General features: G+C 67.8%; 7 protein-coding genes. 2 read left to right on the top strand and 5 right to left on the bottom strand.

Annotated elements, in window-relative coordinates:
• Window positions 1-469 (bottom strand): ATP-grasp domain-containing protein (locus G537_RS0107345; RefSeq protein ID WP_026869555.1); only part of this gene is annotated, 469 nt, incomplete at its 3' end.
• 189 nt (window positions 470-658) lie between these two features.
• Here G537_RS0107345 and G537_RS36865 point away from each other — a divergent pair.
• Together G537_RS36865 and G537_RS36860 are read left to right on the top strand one after the other, a co-directional pair.
• Window positions 659-1,273: a glutathione S-transferase family protein gene (locus G537_RS36865; RefSeq protein ID WP_051248069.1), complete on the top strand. Its 615-nt coding sequence runs from the start codon at window positions 659-661 to the stop codon at window positions 1,271-1,273.
• 240 nt (window positions 1,274-1,513) lie between these two features.
• On the top strand, window positions 1,514-3,136 hold the full coding sequence (locus G537_RS36860) for a M28 family metallopeptidase (protein WP_051248067.1): 1,623 nt from the start codon (window positions 1,514-1,516) through the stop codon (window positions 3,134-3,136).
• A gap of 189 nt (window positions 3,137-3,325) precedes the next feature.
• Here the strand turns inward: G537_RS36860 and ugpC are convergent, their stop codons facing one another.
• The 4 genes from ugpC to ugpB form a co-directional block, all read right to left on the bottom strand.
• The gene (gene ugpC, locus G537_RS0107330) at window positions 3,326-4,408 is read right to left on the bottom strand and encodes a sn-glycerol-3-phosphate ABC transporter ATP-binding protein UgpC (RefSeq protein WP_026869554.1); all 1,083 of its coding nucleotides are present in this window, start codon (window positions 4,406-4,408) and stop codon (window positions 3,326-3,328) included.
• Window positions 4,408-5,256 (bottom strand): sn-glycerol-3-phosphate ABC transporter permease UgpE, encoded by an 849-nt coding sequence (ugpE, locus tag G537_RS0107325; protein WP_026869553.1) that lies wholly within the window; start codon window positions 5,254-5,256, stop codon window positions 4,408-4,410. The genes ugpC and ugpE overlap by 1 nt, the downstream gene beginning before the upstream one ends.
• On the bottom strand, window positions 5,253-6,137 hold the full coding sequence (gene ugpA, locus G537_RS0107320; protein ID WP_026869552.1) for a sn-glycerol-3-phosphate ABC transporter permease UgpA: 885 nt from the start codon (window positions 6,135-6,137) through the stop codon (window positions 5,253-5,255). The genes ugpE and ugpA overlap by 4 nt, the downstream gene beginning before the upstream one ends.
• 74 nt (window positions 6,138-6,211) lie before the next feature.
• Window positions 6,212-7,513 (bottom strand): sn-glycerol-3-phosphate ABC transporter substrate-binding protein UgpB, encoded by a 1,302-nt coding sequence (ugpB, locus tag G537_RS0107315; protein WP_026869551.1) that lies wholly within the window; start codon window positions 7,511-7,513, stop codon window positions 6,212-6,214.
• Window positions 7,514-7,552: the final 39 nt, after the last annotated feature.

Here is a 7,552-nt window from a genome sequence, read left to right as displayed (position 1 = left end):
CGATGGTCAGGATCTTCTCCGGCGTCGCCGCCGCCACCTCCTCGATCGCCATGCCGCCCTCGGTCGAGGCGATGATCGTCACCCGGCCGCTCTTGCGGTCGACCAGGAGCGACAGGTACAGCTCGCGGGCGATGTCGCAGCCTTCCTCGACATAGACCCGGCCGACCTCCTTGCCCGCCGGCCCGGTCTGCACCGTCACCAGCGTCCGGCCCAGCATCGCCTTGGCATTCGCCGCGACGTCCTCGACCGACTTCACCACCCGGACCCCGCCCTTGCCCTGCGGATCCTCCTGGAAGTGGCCCTTGCCCCGGCCGCCGGCATGGATCTGCGCCTTGACGACGAACACACCGCCGCCGAGACCCTCCGCCACACGCACCGCCTCCTCCGGCGTGTACGCCACCCCGCCGCGCGGCACCGGCACGCCGTAGCGCCCCAGCAGCCCCTTCGCCTGATACTCGTGGATGTTCATGGACCGTCCGTCCTGGGTGAGAGCGCGGCGCCTGAGGCCGCCCGCGAAACGGGCCGCACAATAGCACCTGAATCTCAGGGGGCAACCGAGTCGCTGCAATGCAGCATGCCGCGGGCTGCAAGCCATTGATCCCGGCCGGTTTCGCGCCATCATGCTTGAAACGGTCCGGATCCCGGGGAGAACGCGGCGATGTACAGGCTGTACTGGAACAAGGACACCGGCGCCTTCGCCCCCGACATCGTGCTGCGCCTGGCCGGCGCGCCCTGCGAGCGGATCCGCATAGACCACAAGGCCGGCGAGCACCGCCGCCCCGACTATCTGCGCCTGAACCCGATGGGCGAGATCCCGACCCTGGTGCTGCCGGACGGCACGGTGCTGACCGAATCGGCGGCGATGATCCTGCATCTGGTCGACGCCCATCCCGGGGCCGGGCTGGCGCCGCCGCCGGGCAGCGCCGATCGCGCCCGCTTCGACCGCTGGCTGGTGTTCATGGCGGTGAACCTGTATGGCGCCGTGCTGCGCCAAGCCTATCCGGAACGCTACACCGCCGACCCCGCCGGCGCGCCGGGGGTGCGCGAGGCGGCGGACCGCGCCGTCGACCGCTACTGGGCCCTGGTCGCCGATGCGCTGATGCCGGGCCCCTTCCTGCTCGGCGAGCACAGGACGGCCGCCGACCTGTATCTGCTGCTGCTGCTGACCTGGTACGATTTCCGCGAGGAGATGACGCCGCTCAGCACCATCTGGGACCGGCTTCTGGCCGATCCGATCGTGGCGGAGACCTGGGGCCTCTACTTCTCCGATTGATGTCGCGTCGTGCGGCTGCAGCAATTTGTCTGTCAAATAGAAGAATAATGAAGCTGTTAATGTATAACATCAAATAATTCTGAAGAATTCTGAACAAATTGCCCTAAATCTGTAATGTTGACGCGTTTCGCTTCGCTGCCGGACACTGGGCGGCAAGTGGGGAGGCTGGCCGGGACGAGGCCATTCGATTGCGATCCGGGCGGCCACAAGCCCCACCGCAAACGACGAAGGGGGACCATCGTGAAAACGCGTCATCTGGCGGCCGCCCTGCTGGCGTCCGCCATCGCCATTCCTGCGTCCTCGGCCCTCGCCGCCACCGAGACCCCGGCATCCGCCGCATCGGCGACCACGGCATCCGCCAGCGCCGCCCAGCGCGGCCTGATCGGCGATCTCATCACCGCGCTGATGAGCCTCGACCTGCAGCGGGCGGTCACGGTCAACGGCATCCGCCAGCACCTGACCGCGCTGCAGTCGATCGCCACCGCCAATGGCGGCAACCGCGCCGCCGGCCTGCCGGGCTACAAGGCCTCGGTCGACTATGTGAAGCAGCGGCTGCAGCGCGCCGGCTATCAGGTCACGCTCCAGCCCTTCCAGTTCGACTTCTTCCAGGAGACCGGCACGCCGGAGTTCGAGCGGGTGTCGCCGTCGCCGCGGACCTACACACCCAACACCGACTTCGCGACCACGCTCTATTCCGCCTCGCGCGAGGTCACCGGCCGGGTGGTGCCGACCAACAACATCGTCCTGCCGCCCACGTCGGAGCCGAGCTCGGCCAGCGGCTGCGAGGCCGCCGACTATCCGCCGGAGACGGCCGGGGCCATCGCCCTGATCCAGCGCGGCACCTGCACCTTCGCGCAGAAGGCGGCGATGGCGGAGGCGGCCGGCGCCATCGGCGTCATCATCATGAACGAGGGCCAGCCGGGCCGCACCGATGTGATCGAGGGCGTGGGCCTCGGCGAGCCTCGGCCCTACCCGGGTGTCTTCACCAGCTTCGAGGTCGGCAACGAGCTCTACACCCAGGCCCAGTCCGGCCCGGTGACCGTCCGCATCAAGGTCGAGGCCGTCAACGAGCCGCGGACGACCTGGAACGTGATCGCCGACACCCGCTTCGGCAACCCGAACAAGATCGTCACGGTCGGGGCGCATCTCGATTCGGTGCAGGTCGGCCCGGGCATCAACGACAACGGCAGCGGCACCGCCGCCAATCTCGAGGTCGCCGAGCAGATCGGGCGCCGGCAGTTCCTGCTGCGCAACAAGGTGCGCTTTGCCTTCTGGGGCGCCGAGGAGCTCGGCCTGCTCGGCTCGACCCACTATGTCTCGACGCTCAGCGACGCCGAGAAGGCGAAGATCCTGCTGAACCTGAACTTCGACATGGTCGGATCGCCGAACTTCGTTCGCTTCGTCTATGACGGCAACGGCTCCGATACGCCCGATCCGGGCCCGGACGGCTCCGGCCTGATCGAGAACGTGTTCCTGGCCCATTTCGCCCAGAAGAACCTGGCCACCGCCCCCACCGCCTTCGACGGCCGGTCCGACTACGGCCCGTTCATCGAGGTCGGAATCCCGGCCGGCGGCCTGTTCAGCGGCGCCGAGAACGTCAAGACCGAGGCCGAGGCGCGGATCTACGGCGGCACCGCGGGCCAGCCCTACGATGCCTGCTACCATGCGCCCTGCGACGGCATCGCCAACATCAGCAACACGGCGCTGGACCAGTTCAGCGACGCGATCGCGAACTCGGTCATCGTGTTCGCGATGCGGCGCGACCCGGTGGTCGACACCGCGGAGTTCGCGGCCTCGGCCGCCAAGCGCGCCGCCTCGGCCAAGCGCGGCCCGCTGTTCAAGGGCGCGCTGACCATCCGCTGAGGATCAGGATCTGATGGTGAAGGGCCGGGCCGTCGCGCCCGGCCCCTTTTTGTTATCGGACGGCGGCCATTTCCTAATCCGTCATGGCGAGGCGCGGAGCGCCGTGGCCATCCAGGGGCCGGTGCGAGCGGCCCTGGATGGCCACGCCCCTTCGGGGCTCGCCATGACGAGGAACTGTCTGGCCCTTGCTCACCCCAGGGCGCGGCCGGTGTCCGGGTCGAACAGGTGCAACTGCTCCTCCGGCACGGCGAAGGCCAAGCGGTCGCCGTCGCGCACCGGCACCACCCCGGGCAGCCGGGCCAGGAGGGGCGTGCCGTCGCCCAGCCGGCCGTGCACCACCGTGTCGGCGCCCAGCGCCTCGACAAGCTCGGCCGCGACCTCCAACTGGTGCTCCGGGTCGGACGCGCCGTCGAGGTCCAGATGCTCCGGCCGGATGCCGGCCACGACCTTCCGCCCGCCCAGCCCCGCCGCCCGCGGCGTGGCGATGCGCTGGCCGCCGGGCAGCACCACGCCATGGCCGTACGGCGCGACCTCGGCCGGCAGGAAGTTCATTGCCGGCGAGCCGATGAAGCCGGCGACGAACACCGAGGCCGGCTTCAGATAGATTTCGAGCGGCGGGGCGATCTGCTCGGCCACCCCGCCGTTCATCACCATGATCCGGTCGGCCAGCGTCATCGCCTCGACCTGGTCATGGGTGACGTACAGGCTGGTGACGCCGAGGCGCGACTGCAGCCGCTTGATCTCGATCCGCATCTGGGTGCGCAGCTTGGCGTCCAGGTTCGACAGCGGCTCGTCGAACAGGAACACCGCGGGCTCGCGCACGATGGCGCGGCCCATGGCGACGCGCTGGCGCTGGCCGCCCGACAGCTGCCGCGGCTTGCGGTCCAGCAGGGCCGACAGCTCCAGCGTCTGCGCCGCCGCGCGCACGCGCTGGTCGATCTCGGCCTTGGACAGGCCCTGGATGCGCAGCCCGTAGGCCATGTTGTCGTAGACCGACATGTGCGGGTACAGGGCGTAGTTCTGGAACACCATGGCGATGTTCCGGTCCTTCGGCTCGAGCCTGTTCACCACCCGGCCGCCGATCGCGATCTCGCCGCCGCCGATGCTCTCCAGCCCCGCCACCATGCGCAGCAGGGTCGACTTGCCGCAGCCGGACGGGCCCAGCATGACCAGGAACTCGCCGTCGGCGATGGCGCAGTCGATGCCCTTGATGGTCTCCTGCGCGGCGCCGGGATAGGTCTTGCGGACCTGGCGGATCTCGACGGTGGCCATTATTTCTCGCTCTCGATCAGGCCTTTTACGAACCAGCGCTGCATCGCCAGCACCACCACGACGGGCGGGATGATGGCGAGGATCGTGGTCGCCATCACCAGGTTCCATTCGGTGTCGGCATCGGCGAAGGAGATCATCTTTCGCAGCGCGATGATGATCGTGTTCATCGAATTGTCGTTGGTCACCAGGAGCGGCCAGAGATACTGGGTCCAGCCGTAGATGAAGGTGATCACGAACAGCGCCGCGATGTTGGTGCGCGACAGCGGCAGCAGGATGTCGCGCAGGAAGCGCAGGGGGCCGGCGCCGTCGATCCGCGCCGCCTCCACCAGCTCGTCCGGCACGGTCAGGAAGAACTGGCGGAACAGGAAGGTGGCGGTGGCCGAGGCCATCAGCGGCACGGTCAACCCGGCATAGGTGTCGATCAGGCCGAGATTCACGATCACCTGATAGGTCGGCACGATGCGCACCTCGACCGGCAGCATCAGCGTGACGAAGATCATCCAGAAGAAGACCAGCCGCAGCGGGAAGCGGAAGAACACGATGGCGTAGGCCGAGAGCAGCGAGATCACGATCTTGCCGACCGCGATGGCGAGCGCGACCACGGTGGTGTTCCACAGCACCCGGACCATGTCGACGCCGCCGATCCGCCCCGATCCGCCGAACAGCGCGTCGCCGTAATTCTCCAGGAACCGGTCGCCGGGCACGAGCGGCAGCGGCGGCGCCAGGATCGCCTGGGTCGGATAGGTCGAGGCGACCAGCGTGTAGTAGACCGGGAAGGCGACCAGCACGATCCCGACGATCAGGACGAAATGGGCCAGCAGCGTGCCGAGCGGGCGGTTCTCGATCATGCGTAATGCACCCGGCGCTCGACATAGCGGAACTGAATGAAGGTCAGCGCGATCACCAGCACCATCAGGATCACCGACTGCGCGGCCGAGACGCCCATCTGCTGGTTCACGAACCCGTCGTTGTAGACCTTGTAGACCAGGATCTCGGTCGACTTGCCGGGGCCGCCGCTGGTGACGGCGTGGATGATGCCGAACGTGTCGAAGAAGGCGTAAACCGTGTTGACCACCAGCAGGAAGAACGACACCGGCGAGATCAGCGGGAAGACGATGGTGCGGAAGCGGTGGCCCGGCCCGGCGCCGTCGATCGCCGCGGCCTCGATCAGGCTCTTCGGGATCGCCTGCAGCCCGGCCAGGAAGAACAGGAAGTTGTAGCTGATCTGCTTCCAGGCGGCCGCGGCCACCACCAGCGTCATCGCCTGGCCGCCGTTCAGCAGCGGGTTCCAGTCGAAGCCCGCCTGGCGCAGCAGCACCGCCAGCGTGCCCATCGACGGGTTGAACAGGAACAGCCACAGCATGCCGGCGATGGCCGGGGCGATGGCGTAGGGCGACAGCAGCAGGGTGCGGTACAGGCCCTGGCCGCGCACCACCCGGTCGGCCATCACCGCCAGCAGCAGCGCCACGACCAGGGCCGAGACCGCGACCGCCAGCGAGAACACGACGGTGACCTGCAGCGAGTTGAGATAGGCCGGGTCGGCCAGCACCCGGCCGAAATTGTCCAGCCAGACCACGCGGGTCCGAAGGCCGAAGGGATCCTCGCGCAGCATCGACTGGCGGATCGCCTGGGCGGCCGGCCAGAAGAAGAACACCAATGTGATCGCGATCTGCGGCGCCACCAGCAGATAGGGCAGGAGCTTGTTCGGAAAGATCGCGCGACGGTTCATTCGGGGCGGGTCGTGGTGGGCGAGAATTGCGTGGGGTGGGTTCGCGGATGCGAACCCGCCCTACGATCCGCGGCTTACAGGTCCGCCGCCTCCTTGATCGCGGCGTTGCCGCGTTCGACCGCCTTGCCGAGCGCGGTCTTGGCGTCCTGCTGGCCGTTCAGCATCATCTCCAGCTCCTCGTTGATGATGTCGCGGACCTGCGGCAGGTTGATCACACGCACGCCCTTCGAGTTCTCGGTCGGCGCCTTGCCCATCATCTGCAGGATCGGGATCTCGCGGGCCGGGTTCTTGTCGTAGAAGCCGGATTTCTTGGTGTCCTCATAGGCCGCCATGGTGATCGGCAGGTAGCCGGACTGCTGGTGCAGCCGGGCCTGGATCGGGGTCTGCGACAGGAACTCGAAGAACTTGGCCACGCCCTTGTATTCGGCGTCGGGATGGCCGGCCAGGACCCACAGGCTGGCGCCGCCGGGAATGGTGTTCTGCGGCGCGCCCGCGGCCTCCGGATAATAGGGCAGGGCGCCGTTGCCGAAATTGATGCCCGACTTCACGATGTCGCCCAGCCCGCCCGAGGATTCGGTCAGCATGGCGCATTCGCCGCTGGTGAACTTGGTCTTCGCCTCCGAGGTGCGGCCGCCATAGGAGAACACGCCGGCCTTCTGCAGGTCGGCGATGGTTTGGAAGTGGCGGACATTGAGGTCGCTGTTGATCAGCAGCTGCGGGTCCAGCCCGGCCAGGCCGTTCTGCAGGGTAGCGTAGGGGATGTTGTTCCAGGCGGCGAAGTTCTCGAGCTGGATCCAGGTCAGCCAGGTCGAGGTGAAGCCGCAGGGCCAGCCCGCCGCCTTGATCTTCTGGGCCGCGTCGAACAGCTCCGGCCAGGTCTTGGGTGGCGCGTTCTCGTCCAGCCCCGCCTTCTTGAAGGCGTCCTTGTTGTAATAGAGGATCGGCGAGGAGCTGTTGTAGGGGAAGGACAGCAGCTCGCCGTCGGCGGTGCTGTAGTAGCTGACCACGCCGCCGAGATATTGCGACTTGTCGAAGGTCACGCCGTCGGCCTGCAGCACCTTGGCCACCGGCACGATCGCGCTCGACGCCGCCATCATGGTGCCGGTACCGGCGTCGAACACCTGCAGGATGTGCGGCGGCTGGCCGGCACGATAGGCGGCGATGCCGGCGTTCAGCGTCTCCGGATAGGTGCCCTTGAACACCGGCACCACCTTGTAGTCGGACTGGCTGGCGTTGAACTCCTTGGCCAGGGTCTCGACCACCTCGTTGTTCGCCCCGGTCATGGCGTGCCACCACTGGATCTCGGTGGCGGCGAGGGCGGGCAGGCTGAGGGTCAGGACCGTCGCGGCGGCGGTCGTGGCAAGGCGCATTCTCATGGCGACACTCCCCGAATGTTGTGGCCCGGCGCTCTCAGG

This window comes from Inquilinus limosus DSM 16000, from assembly GCF_000423185.1.
Classification (GTDB): Bacteria; Pseudomonadota; Alphaproteobacteria; order DSM-16000; family Inquilinaceae; genus Inquilinus; species Inquilinus limosus.
Note: the sequence above shows the minus strand (reverse complement) of the source record. Positions and strands in the feature narration are given on the sequence as shown.